Raw genomic sequence first — 18,241 nt, forward strand, 5'->3', positions numbered from 1 at the left:
TGCAGGCTTTGTGGTGTCTGTGAGGGTCTCATCGCTGGCAGGCGACGAGCATCTTCGGTTCACCTGAAATTCCATGCGCAAAAAAAGCCCCGCACTTCTTTCGAAGTCGGGGCTTATTAGGTCTTCATTGAAGGCAATCCTTCGTTGGGAAGCGTCCTTCGGGAGTTCGGGACCGTTCCTACATCTATCCCATAACCCCGTTGGTAGGGTGCTCGCCAATGCCGCGTGCACTAACCAGGACGGTTTTGACATCGCGCTTTCACATCCTCTGTGCTTAAGGATAAGCGTATGTTCAAGTCGGCCAATACGGCGCAATTTGCGCTGCACATCCCTGCTGTTCGTAACGATTTCAAGGTGCTCGCCTTTGAGGGTGTCGAGGCGATCAGCGCCTTGTACTCAATAAAGGTCGAGCTGGTCAGCGAAAACCCTGATTTCGATCTGGAGAGCCTGCTCAGCCAACCTGCGTATCTCCAGTTCGGCCTGAACGGCGAAGGTCTTCATGGCCATATCGAAGACGCTTTCGTGGGTGAGCCCGGCAAACGCCTGACCCGTTATCACCTGAAGCTCGTACCGAGGCTGCACTACCTGCAATTCAGCTACGATCAGCGAATTTTCCAGAACCTGACGGCGTCGCAAATCATCGCTCAGGTGCTCAAAGGTCACGGCATTCAGGCCGATGCCTTTGCCTTCCATGTCAGCACCAGCCCCGAGCGCGAATACTGCACTCAATACGGGGAAACCGATTTCGAGTTCGTCCAGCGCCTGTGCGCCGAGGATGGCATCGCGTGGCATCACCAGCATTCGCCGGAAGGGCATGTGCTGGTGTTCACCGACGATCAGACCTGGTTCCCCAAACTGGGCGAAACTCCCTATCTGCAAGAGTCCGGCATGGTGGCAGAGCATCCGGTCGTCAGCCAGTTCTCCATGGGTTTTCGCAACCGAACCAGCACGACCACGCGTCGGTATTACGACTTCGAACGCCCGAGTCTGTTGCTGGAAAGCCGCTTCACTGCCGAGTTCATTCCTGAGCTCGAAGATTATCGCTATCCCGTATTGATCGAGAACGAAAAACTCGGCAAGCAACTCGCTCGTCAGGCCCTGGAGCGTCACCGTGCCGATTACCAGCTGGTCGAGGGCAAAAGCGATCAGCCAACTTTGCGCAGTGGTCATTTTTTTGACCTGACTGAGCATCCGCGCAAAGGCTGCAATGATTTATGGCTGTTGCTCAACGTGACGCATGCTGGAAAACAGCCTCAGGCACTGGAAGAGGCCATCACCAGCAACGTCCAACCTGAGGGCGGCTTTACCCAAGGCTATCGCAACAGCTTCAGCGCCATCCCGTGGGACGTGTTTTACCGTCCGCCCATGCGGAAAAGAAAAACCCTGCTGGTCAGTCAGACCGCCCGCGTGACCGGCCCCGCCGGCGAAGAGATTTACTGCGATGAATACGGTCGCGTGAAAGTCGAATTTCATTGGGACCGGGCCGAACGCAACAGTGAAAAAAGCAGCTGCTGGCTGCGGGTGTCAAGCCACTGGGCGGGCCCGCATTTCGGCGCGGTGACCATTCCGCGTATTGGCATGGAAGTCGTCGTCACCTATCTGGATGGCAATCCCGACAATCCGCTTATAACCGGGTGTGTGCCGAACAAGGTCAATGCGGTGCCATACCTGCTCCCCGAGCACAAAACCAAAACCGTATTGCGCAGCCACAGCTCACCGCATACCGGCGGCTACAACGAGCTGTCGATAGAAGATCGTGCCGGGCAGGAACAAATCTACCTGCGCGCCGAGCGCGACCTCGACCAACTGATCCTCAACGACAGCGACACCAAAATCGGCAACGACCGCCGTGAACAGATCACCCGCGACAGCCACAGCCTGATCAACAACGACCGCTTTGAACAGGTGGACCACAACAGCGCCAGCCTTATCAAGGGCGACGAACTGCATACGACTGAAGGCACGCGACACACAGTGATCGGCGGCAACGAGGTGATCTCGATCACCGGCAACAGCAGCACAACAGCGGATGGCTCGCTGGTGATTCAGGCCGGGCCTCACGCCCATGTCACGGCCGCCAATGTGGTGATCAAGGGTGACCGGAGCTTGACGTGGGAATGTGGCGGTCACTTTATCGTCATCAACGCCAGCGGGATTTTCAGCAGCGTGGCCATTGTCGAGGGAGGTTCACCGCTAACTGGCCTGCCCGGGCAGGCGGCACTGTCAGCAGCTCCCCAAGTCGCCGAAGCTGTGGTTATCGATACCCCTCCCATGGAAGCCCTACTCAAACAGAACATCGTCTTTCGCGAGGCCGATTCCGGCATTTGCCCGGTCTGCGATGCCGCCCTGGAACACCAGACAGCAGAGGGGGATGAAGCATGAGCCCGGACGCCCCAAACAAAGGACTGCTCCTACTAGATGGCACCCAGTACGAAGATGCTATCGATTGGCTTAACGAGCACTACGCCGCAGATTTTCCTCAGTCGCTATTCAAGGGGACTGCCTACGAGCCGATCAGCGCAGCGGGGCCTTTTCTGTTGAATGCCTCGACTGGAAGCGCAGCTTACACCGCGTGGTGGGGCGGCACCGACTTGCAACACGGTGTTTGGCTGGCTTCTCCATTGAGCGCTCAACAATTGCTGCCGATCCTGCAACGTCGCTTGCGCATTTTTGATGAACACCAGCGAGAGCTATGGCTACGGCTGGCGGATGGCTCGGTGCTGCGTCGCACCTGGTTGGCCGGCGTGCAATGGCCAACAGGCTTTTGGTTTGGTGTGGAAGGCATCTGGTTACGCGGTGGCAACGCGCCGGTGTGCGCTTGGGAAAACAAGGCGCCGGAAATCGACGCAGCGCCCGCCAATACAAGCCTGATCGCGCAAATCACTTTGCCTGAGCCGCTTCTGCACGCACTAAGCCTTTCAGCCAACCCGGAGAAAAACGCATGAGTGCCCAGAATAAAGTCCGCGTTGGAACGTGCCCGCTGTTCGCTGCCGTTCTACCCCTGCGATACGCCATCGGTCCAACTGCTGCGGTCGATACCGATGCTCATGAATTGCCAGCACTGAGCGGTTCGTTTCCTGAGTTGGGACCTCGGCATCCGGACTTGACCGGGTATGCACTCAACTACACTTCGCGTTTGTTGCGCGACGGCTGGCTCTACGTTTGGGAGAGCAGTCCACCCAAGTTGGTGGAGTACCAGGTCGAAAAAGCTCAGCTCACCCAAACACCACGTGCTGGCAGGGTTATCGACATCCGGGTCAAACCCCACCTGGTGTTGAGGGCGGGCGACCCTGCCGGACTGGTCTGGTCGCCCGTTCGCTGGAGTGAAGCGCAATACCAGTTTGCCAAAAAAGACCCCGCCGTACGCCAGCGCATCATGCGCAGTTTTGTACCGGGGGTTGCGCCGTTCAGCGGCACGGTTGACGCGGTCGCCCAGCAGATTGGCGAATACAACGATGCGACCCGCTATGGCTGGAGCGCGGAGCCCGAAACGGAACACGTGCCTGATTGGTTGAAAGTGCGAAAGCAGATGAAGGCGTGCGAGCAGCAAACCTACGCGGTCATTGATGACGCCTGGGGCGTTCTGCTCGACCTCGCCGCGTTGATGCGAGTCCGCAAAGAAGCATTCGACAGCTATCAGGAACATCACGCTGAAGAGTGGGCGATGGCGGGTGTCATCAAGTCGCTAAGCGAAGGCGACCGCCAACTCAAAGCGCAGTTGCCGTCCATTACCCGCTACGACGAACTCCAGCGAGCGTGGAAAGATCAGGAGATCCAGAATGATCGGTATAGCGCCGACATGCGGCCTCTGGCCAAACTCTGGGTGGCGTGGTTCAACACCCAGCACGGCACCGGTCCTTCGAGCTTGGATACGGCTTGTGGCCATTTCGACATTACCCAGGCGATTGCCCGCGAGGCATTGGAATTACATTTTGCGGCGGCTTGCCTGGGGCCCGCGAGTACCAGTGTCGGGGCCGAGGCCATTACCCTGAGTCTGGAAGGCGACAAGGCCGGCAAGCCATGGCTGCTTTGGGCCTTGCTCGGGTTGCCGCTACGGTTGGGAGTTGGCGAGATCAAATACCTCGTTGACCTGGGCGATGTGGTCAACGACAACACTGCGCCCCTGCAAGAGGGCGCCAGCCAACTCACCCGTGCCTTTGGATATACAGAGGCGATCAACAAGACCGCCGACAAACTCAAACAACACAACCCTGCATCGAGCGTTGAGGCTTTGTTTCTGGCTATCGCTCCGGTCGCCGGGCTGCAACTGCATCAGGGCGAAAAGGCCACCGGCACCGCGGGGTATTTGTACATGGCGGCGGCGCTTGCCCGCAGCGATCAGCGCATCCAGATCTCGGGCGTCACACCGCGTCAGTTGGGCGAGTGGTACAGCGATTTGATGGGGACGCGCCAGACATTGCCCGCCCATTTAAACGTCGCACCGCTGGCCAGTGGCGTGGCTGACGGTATCCCTTTCATGCATTTGGTCCCGGCCAGCACCAAGCTGCCGCCGTTGCCGGTGAATCTGGCGGCGAGTGTCGAGTTGACCAGTGTGTTTGATTTGAAAGGTGCGCTGAGCAAGGCGCCGATTAAATCGATTGTGACGTTGGTGGCGGGGGTGAATTTCGTATCGTCCGGCAATTCGTTTGTTGATAACAAAACGATCAAAAACGGATTTATCGGAGTGGGCGCTGCGGTTGGCATAGGCGCCGCAGCTGCGGCGGTCGTTCAGCGAGTGGCCGAAGTCAATTGGGCGTCATCCGTCCGCCAAAGCGGCAGTTCTTCAATCTCCTCACGGCTGCTTTTGGTTAACGCGTTAGGGCGTGCCGCCACTACTGCTTTGGCGCAGGGCGTCTTTCTGGCGTTTGACGTCGTACTCTATGGGATAGATGCCTTAGAGGCCTACAAAATGGGAGATTTCGACACCATGACCGCGAACTTGACCGTGGCTGGTGCCTCGCTGGCCAGTATCAAAATCCAGGCCCAGGCCATTCGAGCACTACGAGTCGCACGGGCTGCTGTTATAGCAGGTGACGCTGCGACTATCGCCAGAGGACTCAACGTAGTGCCACACCTGGGGGCCAAACTATTGGGGCTCGCGGTTGTGATTGTGGGCGGGATCGTTGCCCGTCTATATACGGTCGACTCGCCGTTGGAAAAATGGGTGAAAAGCAGCCGCTATGGTATCCGTCCGGACGAGGTTTGGTCCCACAGCTATAGCCTCTCCATGGATAAGCTGTACCCCGTTCTGTTTCCTATCAGCTTTGATGCCAGCCGGCTGGCGGAAATGCACCCCTATCAAGGACAAGTCACCTCTACGTATCTGATCTTGAAACTACCGGGAGAAAATGTACCGCTGAACGATGGCATGATCCATTTCAAGGGCATCGAAGTTTGGGGCGATACACTCGGCTATCACGCCGACCAAATAAAAAAGGTCGAATGGACGGGTAGAGACTTTGTGCGACACAGCGGCACCCGTATTCCTGTTCCTGCTGGGGTCACCCCATACCGTCGTGTTTACCATGAGGATGGTCTACGGGACCTGCGGCGGATTGAGGGTGAGTTGATCTACTCCCCACAAGAAGGACTGACACTGCCAGCGGTAAAAATCATGGAACGAGCATGGATATAGATACGCCAGCAACACCACCTGACAGCGCTGCGCCCACTGTAATTCTCGAAGCGAGTAAGCCCACGGGCGAACAGCCGATGGAGCTGTTTATTACTGATGAACACACGGAAAATTACTTAACGTTGCAAGCAAGTGGCGACTCTGATCGAGGAATGCTAACGGGAGTATTGGGGGGTATGGGCGGGGTCGGGGGGATGGGGCTTGGGCTGCTCAGCTTTATACAAAGTGGAGAGCTTGAAGGGCTGTTTATCATGCTTGCAATATGTGCTCCCTTGTTCCTAGCGCCATTTTTATGGGAAACCCTCCGTCCTCTACCTCTGCCCATTCTCTTTAACCGCCGTACTCGCGAAGTGTACTTCGATCATGAGGGCGATCTATATCACTCTCCATGGGATGGCATAAAAGCCGTAGCCAATGAGTTTCAACTGGTAGGCACCCAAATTGGTGGCATGCAAAACGCTTCACTGGAAATTCGTATGTGGAAATTTGAAGAGCCAGAATCGGCTCTGATGATCAGCCTCGGCGCGCCCTTCGGCAAATCGTTGGCGATGCAAAAAGGCTTTTGGGAATACATCCGTTCCTACATGAACAATGGCCCTTATTTCGACGAAGACGGTAATCACAGTGAGTCGGATGCATTTGTAAAAAGCCAGCTGGCCGTGCGGCCAAAAATGAGCGACAGCTTCAAACAGACACTGGCGCAATTGAAGCAAGCGAAGAAGGACGCTGGCGGCAAAAACTACTTAACCGGTAACGATGTGGCAAAACTGATACTCGAGCCAATACTGTACCCGAACGATCGAATTCAGGAATTCACCTACAACATTGCCAAACGTCGCTCCCGCAATAGGTGGCCTGATATTGTCACTGAGCGCCTTAAGGCGAGCGGTCCCACCACACGACTTGTCGATCTAGAGCGCGGCTAGGGTTTGAACATACCGAAAGCAATTTATCTGCCCAGAGGCGAGAGCGCTGCTGGGGAAAAAAAATTCAAAAACAAGGCATTTCCGAGAAACGTGTAGGACATCTCCGATACGCAAAAACCGGGTTTCGCGTTGCTGGAGGCTCACCTATAGTTTGCTCGTCGCCGAATAATCGGCGATCGACTTTAGCCGGTCGTTACAGATGATGCACAAGCGCCCGTATAATCGTGGCGCTTTTTGCTGCCTGACATGTACATGTTTATGGTGGCTGTGCGTGGGACACCTTCGGGTGTGCCGGGTTCATCTGTCCGGTCGGCTAACCCGCGTACGGCTACCACCCTGATTCGTTTAGCCGCGAATAGGTGGGAGCTTCACCAATCAGATGAGATTCCTACCATGCCCAAATTCCACCCGCTCCAAGGCAACTTCAGCGTCGGCCCCACCCTGTACATCGACACCGAAGCCCGCGCTTCCGATCTCCTCGAAACCGCCGTCCACCGATTCAAAGCCGCGCGTAATCTGCTCAACAGCGTCACCTGCCTGTGCGTCAAAGAAGCCGAAGGACACGACCTGGAGCATTTTGCCAATGCTGCCCACATGTTGGTCCAGGACGGCTGTGATGCCTTGGATGTGTTGGGCTGGACGCTGGAAAAAGCTGCACGCTGAAAATGGAAAAGCCCCGCACTTCTCTCGAAGGCGGGGCTTTTGCATTGCGTTACCCGATCAGAACAAATCGATCGGCGCCGCTTCATCCGCTGGCAGTGGGCTTCCCGGCGCGTTGCCGTTACCCAGCTCATTCACCGAGGGCGGCGTATCTTCGGCCTTGAACAGCTCGAAGTAGGCGCCTGGCGTGCCTGGGGTGGCTGCGCGACCACTGACCGGATCAACCCGCAGGCTCAGAATGCCTTCCGGCTCTGGCTGCGTATGCGGCGGCTTGTCCTTGAGCGCGGCTGCCATGTAATTCATCCAGATCGGCAGCGCCACAGTGCCGCCGAACTCGCGCTTGCCCAGGCTTTCCGGCTGGTCGAAACCGGTCCAGACGGTGGTCACGTAATCAGCGTTGTAGCCCGAGAACCACGCGTCCTTGGATTCGTTGGTGGTACCGGTCTTGCCTGCGATATCGGGGCGACCCATGGCCAGTGCGCGGCGGCCAGTGCCGAGCTTAATCACGTCCTCGAGCATGCTGTTGAGGATGTAAGTGGTACGGCCATCGACAATGCGTTCAGCCACGGCGGGTGCCTGAGGCGCGGGTTGGCCCGGAGCCTCACCCGGCGTCGCGTTGACCGTAAAGGCCTCGGCCGCGGGGGCGGCAATGCCATCCGTTGCGACACCACCTTTCGGCACGCTCGGCGGGTTGGCGACGAACAGCGTGTCGCCATTACGGCTTTCGATCTTGTCGATGATGTACGGGCTGATCTTGTAGCCGCCGTTGGCAAACGTGCTCCAGCCGGTGGCGATTTCCATTGGCGTCAGGGTCGCGGTGCCCAGGGCCAGCGACAGATTGCGCGGCAGGTCCTGCTTGTTGAAGCCGAACTTGCTGATGTAGTCGATGGTGCGATCAATGCCCAGGGCCTGCAACAGACGGATCGACACCAGGTTGCGCGACTTGTAGAGCCCTTCGCGCAGGCGGATAGGGCCGAGGAAAGTGTTGGTGTCGTTCTTCGGGCGCCAGACCTTGTCCAGGTATTCGTCGACGAACACGATCGGTGCGTCGTTCACCAGGCTGGCGGCGGTGTAGCCGTTATCCAGTGCGGCGCTGTAGACGAACGGTTTGAAGCTCGAGCCCGGCTGACGCTTGGCCTGCAGGGCGCGGTTGTAATTGCTCTGCTCGAAGGCGAAGCCGCCGACCAGCGAGCGAATGGCGCCGTTCTGCGGATCAAGAGAAACCAGCGCGCCTTGTGCTTGCGGGATCTGGCTGAACTTCAGCGAATTGTCCGGCTGGCGTTGCACGCGAATCAAGTCGCCGACCTGGGCAACATCCGACGGCTGCTTCGGGTTGGCACCCATGCTGTTGGTGTTCAGGAACGGCCGCGCCCATTTCATGCTGTCCCAGCCAACATGCTCGTCGCCGGTACGGGTCATCACCTGCAGGCCGGTCTTGTCGACCTGAGTGACGATGGCGGGTTCAAGGCTGCTGATCGTGCGTTGCTTGGTCAGTTCGGCGGCCCAGGCTTCACGCGTCTTGCCCGGCAGGCGTGACTCGGGACCGCGATAACCATGGCGCTGATCGTAAGTCATCAAGCCTTCGTGAAGCGCGGTGTTGGCCATTTCCTGCAGGTTGCTCGGCACGGTGGTCGTGACGCGGAAACCTTCGGTGTAGGCATCGCTGCCATAGCGGCCGACCATTTCGGCACGAGCCATTTCAGCGATGTAGGGCGCGTTCACTTCCGGGGTCGGCACGTGATAACTGGCGTTCAGCGGCTCGTTGATCGCCGCGGTGTAATCGGCTTCGGTGATTTTTCCGAGCTTGTACATGCGCCCCAGGATCCAGTCGCGACGCTCCTTGCTGCGCGCCGGGTTGGCCAGCGGGTTGAAGCGCGACGGGGCTTTTGGCAAACCGGCGATCATCGCCATCTGCGCCAAGCTGACGTCACGAATCGACTTGCCGTAATACACTTGCGCCGCCGCCTCGATGCCGTAGGCGCGGTTGCCGAGGTAGATCTTGTTGACGTACAGCTCAAGGATCTCGTCCTTGGTCAGCTGCCGTTCGATCTGCAGCGCCAGGAGGATTTCAGTGGTCTTGCGCGAAAAGCTGCGTTCGCTGGTCAGGAAGAAGTTCTTCGCCACCTGCATGGTGATGGTGCTGCCGCCGGACTGAATGTGGCCGCTTTTGACCAATTGGGTGGCGGCGCGCATCAGGCTGCTGGGATCGACGCCATAATGGTTGGCGAAATTGTCGTCTTCAGCACTTAGTAACGCATTTATGAAATTGGGAGGAATATCGGCGAAACGGATCGGAGTGCGGCGCATTTCGCCAAATTCTGCGATCAACTTGTTATCGCTGCTGTATACCCTTAGAGGAATCTGCAACTGAATGCTTCTCAGCGCCTCCACAGACGGTAATCCGGGGCTAAGGTAAAGAAAAGCGCCGGTCAGACCAAGAAGCAGTCCGCAGAAAACGGCGACGATGGACCAACCGAAAAACTTCAGCAGACGAATCAAGGCTTTGGGATATCCAGGGCAAAGAATGAATGAGGCATCAGGGTTCAGGTAAAAAAGGAGAACGACCCGCGCTTGACGTAAAAAGCGGAAAAAATCGCTGGGCATTATAAGCATTTTTACGTCGAGAGCGTCATTTGCGCTGCTGTCAAGACGGGTGGATGGAACGCAATGGACATTACAGAGTCCGTAACTCACGGATAGTCATAGGGAATTGGTAGTGCTAGGACTCTTCAATAAAAAGGCCAATACGCTTTTGGGGATCGACATCAGCTCTACGTCGGTGAAGCTTCTGGAGTTAAGCCGCCAGGGCGACCGCTACCGGGTCGAAGCCTATGCGGTAGAGCCGTTGCCTGCCAGCGCGGTGGTCGAGAAAAATATCGCCGAGCTCGAAGGCGTGGGTCAGGCACTCACGCGCGTGCTGCTCAAGGCCAGAACCAGTCTCAGGAACGTCGCAGTGGCCGTTGCCGGCTCGGCGGTGATCACCAAGACCATCGAAATGGATGCCGGTCTTTCCGACGACGAGTTGGAAAACCAGCTGAAAATCGAGGCTGATCAATACATCCCTTATCCGCTGGACGAAGTGGCCATCGACTTCGAAGTCCAGGGTGCATCGGCGCGCAACCCCGAACGGGTCAATGTGTTGCTGGCTGCCTGTCGCAAGGAAAACGTCGAAGTCCGTGAGGCGGCGCTCGCACTGGCCGGCCTGACCGCTCGCGTGGTCGATGTCGAGGCCTATGCGCTGGAGCGATCCTTCGGTTTGCTGGCCGGACAGCTGGCAGCCGCTCAGGACCGTCTGACGGTTGCCGTGGTCGACATCGGTGCGACGATGACCACACTCAGCGTCCTGTACAACGGACGCATCATCTACACCCGCGAACAATTGTTCGGTGGTCGTCAACTGACGGAAGAAATCCAGCGACGTTATGGCCTGACCCTCGAGCAAGCAGGGTTGGCAAAGAAGCAGGGCGGTTTGCCGGACGACTACGTCAGCGAGGTGCTGCAGCCATTTCGTGATGCGCTGGTGCAGCAGGTGTCGCGATCGTTGCAGTTTTTCTTCGCCTCCGGGCAGTACAACGCTGTGGATCACATCCTGTTGGCCGGTGGTACCGCTTCGGTGCCGGGGCTGGACCGGTTGATCGAGCAGCGTTTGAGCACGCCGACGCAGGTGGCCAATCCCTTCTCGAACATGACCCTGAGCAGCAAGGTCAACGCTGGCGCCCTGGCCAGCGATGCGCCGGCGCTGATGATCGCTTGCGGGCTGGCCCTCAGGAGTTTCGACTGATGGCGCGGATCAACCTTTTACCCTGGCGCGAAGAACTGCGGGAACAGCGCCGCAAACGCTTCTTGCTGGCGCTGGTGGGTGTGCTGGTGGGCTCAGTGGCAGCGTTGCTGATTGCGGACCAGGCCATCAATGGCGCCATCGATCGACAAGTCGCCCGAAACGATTACATCGGTAAACAGATTACGGTGGTCGACGAGCGGATCAAGCAGATCAGTGATCTGAAGGCCCGTCGCCAGCAGCTCGTCGAGCGCATGCGCATCATCCAGGACCTGCAAGGCAATCGTCCGATCAGCGGGCGGATCTTCGATCAGTTGGCGCGTACGTTGCCGGACGGGGTGTATTTCACCGAGGTGAAAATGGAAGGCAAGACCCTGTCCATTACCGGCGCGGCAGATTCCAATAACCGTGTGTCAGACCTTATGCGCAACCTGGATGCATCGGACTGGTTCGACGCGCCGAACCTGACGGAAGTCAAGGCGACCACCGCCGGCCAGCTGGATCAGGCCAACGTCTTCCAGTTGACCGTGCGCCAGACCCAGCCAGCCGCTACGGAGGCTGTTCAATGAGGCTGGCCGAATGGATTGAAGGCTTGCGCAAGATTGACATCAACGATCTGGACACCAACAACCTGGGTTCCTGGCCGCCTGCCATCAAGACGCTGGCGGGTGCGCTGTTGATGGTTCTGGTGCTGGCGCTGGGCTACAGCTTTTCCATCAGCGACCTTGAGAGCCAGCTGGAACTCAAGCGTGAGGAAGAGTCGACGCTCAAAGAGCAGTTTGCCTCAAAGGCGCACATGGCGGCGAATCTGGAGTTATACATCCAGCAGATGAAGGAAATGGAGAATTCCTTTGGTGTGCTCTTGCGGCAATTGCCCAGCGACACCGAAGTGCCCGGTCTGCTGGAGGACATCACTCGAACCGGCCTGGGCAGTGGCCTGGAGTTCGAAGAAATCAAGCTGCTGCCGGAGGTCACCCAGCCGTTCTACATCGAGCTGCCGATCCAGATCACCGTCACCGGCGCGTATCACGACCTCGCCACGTTCGTCAGTGGCGTGGCGGGGTTGCCGCGCATCGTCACCCTGCATGACTTCGATCTCGCACCGGCCAACCCCGAGGGCGGGACGAAATTGCGCATGAGCATCCTTGCCAAGACTTACCGGTATAACGACAAGGGGCTGCAGAAATGACCCCGATGCGTTTTATCCCGATGATCGGAATACTGGTCGTTCTGGCCGGTTGTGGCGGCGACACTGACTTCCGCGACCTGGACGCGTACATGAACGAAATGCGCCTGCGTGCACCGGGCAGGATTGAACCAACGCCGACATTCCGGTCTTACCCAACGTTCACCTACAACGCCGCTAACCTGCGCAGCCCCTTTTCCCGGCAGGTCAAGGTCGACCTGGCTGGCCAGAAACACGGCTCACGCAACGTCAAGCCTGATCCCAACCGGGTCAAGCAGTACCTCGAAGGTTTCAACATCGAGCAGTTTGAAATGGTCGGCACGATCTCCAATGCGGCTGGCTCCTTTGCGCTGTTGCGCGGGGCAGGCGGTGTGCATCGGTTGAAGGTCGGCGATTACCTGGGACGTAACGATGGCCGGATCGTTGCCATCAGCGGCTCGCAAGTCGATGTGGTCGAAATCGTTCCTGACGGCGAAGGCGCCTGGCTGGAACGGCCGCGGACCATCCCTTTGAAAGAGCACTCATAGTGGAACTCGAATAATGAACAGGATTTTCGCAACCTTCGGAGTTTCGCTATGGATAGCGTTGCTTTCGCCGATGGTACAAGCGGCCAACCTCAAAGCGCTGGATGTCGCTGCGCTGCCGGGAGACCGCGTCGAGTTGAAGCTGTCATTCGATGGCGCGCCCCCAGCGCCCCACGGTTACACGACGGAGCAGCCTGCGCGGATCGCGCTGGACCTGCCTGGTGTGGTCAGCCAGCTAACGAGCAAGACTCGCGACCTGGGCGGTGGCAATGCCCGCAGTGCCACGGTGGTGGAAGCCAAGGACCGCACGCGGCTGATCATCAACCTGACTCAATTGACCCCGTACACCGCTCGTGTCGAAGGCAATAACCTGTTTGTGGTGGTCGGGCGCGGAACCAGTAACGCAGCCTCCGCACCTGCGACCGCACCCAAGCCGCCACGCGTCGCCACGGCAACTCCCGCGCCGGCCAAGGCCTATGCGCCGGTGAGCAAGGCGATCCGCGGCGTGGATTTCCAGCGCGGCACCCAGGGTGAAGGCAATGTGGTCATCGATCTCTCGGATCCGTCCATCGCCCCGGACATTCAGGAGCGCGATGGCAGGATTGTCGTCGGTTTCGCCAGGACCCAATTGCCGGAACCGTTGCGGGTCCGTCTGGACGTCAAGGATTTCGCCACACCCGTGCAATTCGTCAACGCCAGCGCCACGGGAGACCGGGCGACCATCAGCATTGAGCCCAGCGGCGCGTTCGATTACTCGACCTATCAGACCGACAACAAGCTGACCGTCAGCGTCCGCCCGATGACCGTAGACGACTTGCAGAAGCGCAACGCCGAGCGTTTTGCCTACACCGGTGAAAAGCTCTCGCTGAACTTCCAGGACATTGACGTGCGCTCGGTGCTGCAACTGATCGCCGATTTCACCAACCTCAATCTGGTGGCCAGCGACACGGTGCAGGGCGGCATTACCTTGCGCTTGCAGAACGTGCCGTGGGATCAGGCGCTGGACCTGGTGCTGAAAACCAAGGGCCTGGACAAACGAAAGATCGGTAACGTGCTGCTGGTGGCGCCGGCCGATGAGATTGCCGCCCGCGAACGCCAGGAACTGGAGTCGCAGAAGCAGATCGCCGAACTGGCGCCTTTGCGTCGCGAGCTGCTGCAAGTCAATTACGCCAAGGCGGCCGATATCGCCAAGCTGTTCCAGTCAGTGACCAGTGCCGAAGCGAAAGTCGACGAGCGGGGTTCGATCACCGTCGATGAACGAACCAATAACATCATCGCCTACCAGACCCAGGACCGTCTCGACGAGCTGCGCCGTATTGTCGCGCAACTGGATATCCCGGTGCGTCAGGTGATGATCGAGGCTCGGATCGTCGAAGCGAACGTCGACTACGACAAGAGCCTCGGTGTGCGTTGGGGTGGTTCGGTGCAGAACAAGGGCAACTGGAACACATCCGGTGTCAGCAACGGCGCCAATGCGTCGTCGACCATTGGTACGCCGGGCAGCACCAGCACCAACTCACCGTTCGTCGACATGGGCACCGCCGCCAACACTTCGGGGCTCGGCATCGCCTTCATCACCGATAATGTGCTGCTGGATCTTGAGCTGACCGCGATGGAAAAAACCGGTAACGGCGAAATCGTCTCGCAACCCAAGGTGGTTACCTCCGACAAGGAAACCGCAAAAATCCTCAAGGGCACCGAGATCCCGTACCAGGAAGCCAGCTCCAGCGGCGCTACGTCGGTATCGTTCAAGGAGGCCTCGCTGTCGCTGGAAGTGACGCCGCAGATCACCCCGGACAACCGGATCATCATGGAGGTCAAGGTCACCAAGGACGAACCGGACTACCTGAACAAGGTGCAGGATGTACCGCCCATCAAGAAAAACGAGGTCAATGCCAAGGTTCTCGTCAATGACGGCGAGACCATCGTGATCGGTGGGGTTTTCTCAAATACTCAGAGCAAGGTTGTAGATAAGGTGCCATTTCTCGGTGATGTGCCGTATCTTGGCCGCCTTTTCCGGCGTGACGTGGTTTCGGAGAAAAAATCCGAGCTGCTGGTATTTCTCACTCCGCGTATCATGAACAATCAGGCGATTGCTGTGAGTCATTGATTCTGTGCGAAATTTGATTCTTGTTGGACCGATGGGGGCTGGAAAAAGCACCATCGGCCGGTTGCTGGCCAAAGAGCTGCGCCTGCCATTCAAAGATTCCGATAAGGAAATTGAATTGCGCACGGGCGCCAATATCCCATGGATTTTCGATAAGGAAGGCGAACCGGGCTTTCGTGACCGCGAGCAGGCGATGATTGCCGAGCTGTGCGGCTGCGATGGCGTGGTGCTGGCGACCGGCGGCGGCGCGGTCATGCGCGAAGCCAACCGTCGAGCACTGCGCGCCGGTGGTCGGGTGGTTTATCTGCATGCTTCTGTCGAACAGCAGGTTGGCCGTACCGCCCGTGACCGCAATCGACCCCTGTTGCGGACTGCCGATCCGGCCAAGACCCTTCGGGACCTGCTGGAGTTGCGCGATCCGCTGTATCGGGAAATCGCCGACCTGGTGGTGGAAACCGATGAGCGACCGCCGCGAATGGTGGTGCTCGACATTCTTGACCGCCTGCAGCAGCTGCCTCCCCGTTAAAGCACAGCGCGAAATGCGCTATCCTCGGCGTCCTGCCACGACCGCTCAAGGTTGTGGCGCAAGGTTGCCGAACGGCGTCACACCAGCAAATGCCGCGGACATTCGATAACTCAAGGCAGGACGCCTGATTCCATCTTCACTGTGGGGACACATGCAGACACTCAAGGTCGATCTAGGCGAGCGCAGCTACCCGATTCATATTGGCGAAGGTTTGTTGGATCAGCCTGAGCTGCTGGCCCCGCATATTCGCGGGCGGCAAGTGGCGATCATCTCCAACGAAACCGTTGCGCCGCTCTATCTCGAACGTCTGACCCGCAGCCTTGCGCAGTTCTCGGTGATTTCCGTGGTGCTGCCCGACGGCGAAGCCTTCAAGACCTGGGAAACCCTGCAACTGATTTTCGACGGTCTGCTGACCGCACGCCATGATCGCCGCACCACCGTGATCGCCCTCGGCGGCGGTGTGATTGGTGACATGGCCGGTTTTGCTGCTGCCTGCTACCAGCGCGGTGTCGATTTCATCCAGGTTCCGACTACCCTGCTGTCGCAAGTCGACTCCTCGGTCGGCGGCAAGACCGGGATCAATCATCCCCTGGGCAAAAACATGGTCGGCGCCTTCTATCAGCCGAACGTGGTCCTGATCGATACCGCCTCCCTCAATACCCTGCCGGCTCGCGAGTTGTCCGCCGGGCTGGCTGAAGTCATCAAGTACGGGCTGATTTGCGACGAGCCGTTCCTCACCTGGCTCGAAGAAAACGTCGATCGCCTGCGCGCCTTGGACCAGGTTGCCCTGACGTATGCGATCGAACGTTCCTGCGCGGCCAAGGCGGCGGTGGTCGGTGCCGACGAGAAGGAAACCGGCGTTCGTGCCACCCTGAACCTGGGACACACCTTCGGCCATGCCATCGAAACCCACATGGGATATGGTGTGTGGCTACATGGCGAGGCAGTAGCTGCTGGCACCGTAATGGCCCTGGAGATGTCCGCGCGCCTGGGCTGGATCAGCGAGCAGGAGCGTGATCGCGGCATTCGCCTGTTCCAGCGTGCCGGCCTGCCGGTCATCCCGCCCGAAGAGATGACTGAAGCCGATTTTCTCGAACACATGGCAATTGACAAGAAAGTGATCGACGGTCGTTTGCGCCTGGTGCTGCTGCGCCACATGGGCGAAGCGGTGGTGACCGACGATTATCCGAAAGAGGTTCTACAGGCCACGCTGGGAGCGGACTACCGCGCCCTGGCTCAGCTTAAAGGTTAATAAGATCCCGATGACTAGTTTGCACGCCGACGAGGCTTTCCTCGGCCATTACCAGTTAAGCCATGACCCTTTTGCTCCACGGGTGCCTGGCTTCAAATTCTTCCCGGCCCAGCGCAAACCGGTGCTGGGGCAACTGCACCACCTGGCCCGCTACAGCCAGTTGCTGCTGGTGGTTACCGGCCCGCAAGGCAGTGGCAAGACCCTGTTGCGTCAGGCTCTGGTGGCCAGTACCAACAAACAATCCGTTCAGAGTGTGGTGGTTTCCGCTCGTGGCGCGGGCGATGCGGCTGGCGTGCTGCGTCAGGTGGCCCAGGCGTTGAACGTCGCTCAGGCAGAGATCGGCCCGATCCTGTCTCAGGTCGTGCAGCTCGCGCTGACGGGTCAGGAAGTCTATTTGCTGGTGGACGATGCCGAGCAGCTCGACGAGTCCGCACTGGAAGCCTTGATGGAGCTGGCCGCAGGTGCACCGGAAGGTCGTCCGCATGTGTTCCTGTTCGGCGAGTCCTCGCTGATCGCGCAACTCGAGGCGTTGAACCTTGAAGAAGAGCGCTTCCACGTCATCGAACTGCAGCCTTACACCGAAGAAGAAACCCGCGAGTATCTGGACCAGCGGCTAGAAGGTGCAGGTCGCGGTATCGAACTTTTTACCGCGGATCAGATCTCTGATATTCACGAAAGCTCCGACGGCTGGCCTGGCAACATCAATCAGGTTGCCCGCGATGCAATGATCGAAGCCATGATTGCCAGCCGCTCTGCGGTCAAGCGTCCAAGTATGGGGTTCAACATGCCGAAGAAACACGTATTGGCGATTTCCGCCGTTGTCGTGGTCGCGGTGGCCGCCGCCTGGTTGATGCCGGGTCGCAGCAAAGCACCGACCACCGGCGCACCTGCCAACGAACAGGCGCAACTGCCGCTTGGCCAGGGCACGCCACAACCTAACAGCGGCGGCGCACCTGCCGTGGAGTTCGCCGGTAACTCGCAACCGATGCCGTTGCCGCTGGTCGGTAATTCGCAACCGGTCATGCGCGGTCCCCTCGCGGAAGCGGCCGGTGGTATCACCGAAGGCGACGATGGCGTGCCGGTCGAAGGCTCCAGCGATACACCGCCGACCGTGACCACCACCGCGCCTCCTGCAGGCGTTCCGGCCGGTCCTGCACCGACGCCAGCCGCCAAGCCGACGCCTGCGCCGACTCAGGTCGCGACAGCCAAGCCTGTCCCGACTGCCCCTGCGGTGAAGCCGGCTCCAGCGCCAGCCAAGCCAGCCGCGGTCGCTACCGCCAAGCCTGCCGAGAAGCCAGCCGCTGCTGCTGCCAAAGGCGCTGGCGGCACCTGGTACGCCGGGCAGCCGACGAGCAACTACGTGGTGCAGATCCTCGGCACCAGCTCTGAAGCGGCCGCGCAATCCTTCGTGAAGGAGCAGGGCGGCGAGTACCGTTATTTCAAGAAAGTCCTCAACGGCAAGCCGCTTTACGTCATCACTTACGGTAGCTTCGCCAACCGGGATGCAGCCGTTACCGCCATCAAGGCCTTGCCAGCGAAGGTTCAGGCTGGTAAACCTTGGCCTCGCACTGTCGCCAGCGTCCAACAGGAACTGGCAACAACTCGCTGAAGATTCGGCGGCCTTACCCAGGCCGCCTCTCCAAGCAC

General features: G+C 58.9%; 14 protein-coding genes. 13 read left to right on the forward strand and 1 reads right to left on the reverse strand.

Going from position 1 to position 18,241, the window contains the following annotated elements:
• Positions 1 to 288: 288 nt before the first annotated feature.
• The 5 genes from tssI to ACM6I5_RS26290 all read left to right on the forward strand — a co-directional run bounded on the left by tssI (position 289) and on the right by ACM6I5_RS26290 (position 7,224).
• Positions 289 to 2,382, forward strand: coding sequence for a type VI secretion system tip protein TssI/VgrG (tssI, locus tag ACM6I5_RS26270; RefSeq protein ID WP_414884965.1), 2,094 nt, complete (start codon positions 289 to 291; stop codon positions 2,380 to 2,382).
• A complete protein-coding gene (locus ACM6I5_RS26275; protein WP_414884966.1) occupies positions 2,379 to 2,945 on the forward strand; it encodes a DUF4123 domain-containing protein in 567 nt (188 codons plus the stop codon). Before tssI ends, ACM6I5_RS26275 begins: the two co-directional genes overlap by 4 nt.
• On the forward strand, positions 2,942 to 5,635 hold the full coding sequence (locus ACM6I5_RS26280; protein WP_414884967.1) for a toxin VasX: 2,694 nt from the start codon (positions 2,942 to 2,944) through the stop codon (positions 5,633 to 5,635). Before ACM6I5_RS26275 ends, ACM6I5_RS26280 begins: the two co-directional genes overlap by 4 nt.
• A complete protein-coding gene (locus ACM6I5_RS26285) occupies positions 5,626 to 6,561 on the forward strand; it encodes a hypothetical protein (protein ID WP_414884968.1) in 936 nt (311 codons plus the stop codon). The genes ACM6I5_RS26280 and ACM6I5_RS26285 overlap by 10 nt, the downstream gene beginning before the upstream one ends.
• Before the next feature lie 393 nt (positions 6,562 to 6,954).
• Positions 6,955 to 7,224 (forward strand): hypothetical protein, encoded by a 270-nt coding sequence (locus tag ACM6I5_RS26290; protein ID WP_414884969.1) that lies wholly within the window; start codon positions 6,955 to 6,957, stop codon positions 7,222 to 7,224.
• Between the two features lie 57 nt (positions 7,225 to 7,281).
• On the opposite strand, the gene ACM6I5_RS26295 is transcribed toward ACM6I5_RS26290, so the two are convergent.
• Entirely contained in the window at positions 7,282 to 9,720 is a 2,439-nt protein-coding gene (locus ACM6I5_RS26295) for a penicillin-binding protein 1A (protein ID WP_414884970.1), read from the reverse strand.
• A gap of 217 nt (positions 9,721 to 9,937) precedes the next feature.
• Between ACM6I5_RS26295 and ACM6I5_RS26300 the strand changes: the two genes are divergently transcribed.
• From ACM6I5_RS26300 to ACM6I5_RS26335, 8 genes are all read left to right on the forward strand, one after another.
• Positions 9,938 to 11,002: a pilus assembly protein PilM gene (locus ACM6I5_RS26300; protein ID WP_017336120.1), complete on the forward strand. Its 1,065-nt coding sequence runs from the start codon at positions 9,938 to 9,940 to the stop codon at positions 11,000 to 11,002.
• The gene (locus ACM6I5_RS26305; RefSeq protein WP_017336121.1) at positions 11,002 to 11,568 is read left to right on the forward strand and encodes a PilN domain-containing protein; all 567 of its coding nucleotides are present in this window, start codon (positions 11,002 to 11,004) and stop codon (positions 11,566 to 11,568) included. Before ACM6I5_RS26300 ends, ACM6I5_RS26305 begins: the two co-directional genes overlap by 1 nt.
• A complete protein-coding gene (gene pilO / locus ACM6I5_RS26310; RefSeq protein WP_017336122.1) occupies positions 11,565 to 12,188 on the forward strand; it encodes a type 4a pilus biogenesis protein PilO in 624 nt (207 codons plus the stop codon). The genes ACM6I5_RS26305 and pilO overlap by 4 nt, the downstream gene beginning before the upstream one ends.
• Complete coding sequence (locus ACM6I5_RS26315) at positions 12,185 to 12,712, forward strand: pilus assembly protein PilP (RefSeq protein WP_017336123.1); 528 nt, start codon at positions 12,185 to 12,187, stop codon at positions 12,710 to 12,712. Before pilO ends, ACM6I5_RS26315 begins: the two co-directional genes overlap by 4 nt.
• A 13-nt stretch (positions 12,713 to 12,725) precedes the next feature.
• Positions 12,726 to 14,819: a type IV pilus secretin PilQ gene (pilQ, locus tag ACM6I5_RS26320; protein ID WP_414884971.1), complete on the forward strand. Its 2,094-nt coding sequence runs from the start codon at positions 12,726 to 12,728 to the stop codon at positions 14,817 to 14,819.
• 4 nt (positions 14,820 to 14,823) lie between these two features.
• The gene (gene aroK / locus ACM6I5_RS26325; protein WP_017336125.1) at positions 14,824 to 15,342 is read left to right on the forward strand and encodes a shikimate kinase AroK; all 519 of its coding nucleotides are present in this window, start codon (positions 14,824 to 14,826) and stop codon (positions 15,340 to 15,342) included.
• Between the two features lie 151 nt (positions 15,343 to 15,493).
• The gene (gene aroB / locus ACM6I5_RS26330) at positions 15,494 to 16,594 is read left to right on the forward strand and encodes a 3-dehydroquinate synthase (protein WP_017336126.1); all 1,101 of its coding nucleotides are present in this window, start codon (positions 15,494 to 15,496) and stop codon (positions 16,592 to 16,594) included.
• Positions 16,595 to 16,604: 10 nt separating this feature from the next.
• On the forward strand, positions 16,605 to 18,203 hold the full coding sequence (locus ACM6I5_RS26335; RefSeq protein ID WP_017336127.1) for an AAA family ATPase: 1,599 nt from the start codon (positions 16,605 to 16,607) through the stop codon (positions 18,201 to 18,203).
• The last annotated feature ends 38 nt before the right edge of the window (positions 18,204 to 18,241 follow it).

Origin of the sequence: Pseudomonas sp. IT-P171 (genome assembly GCF_949767765.1) — a bacterium.
GTDB classification, from domain to species: domain Bacteria; phylum Pseudomonadota; class Gammaproteobacteria; order Pseudomonadales; family Pseudomonadaceae; genus Aquipseudomonas; species Aquipseudomonas fluorescens_B.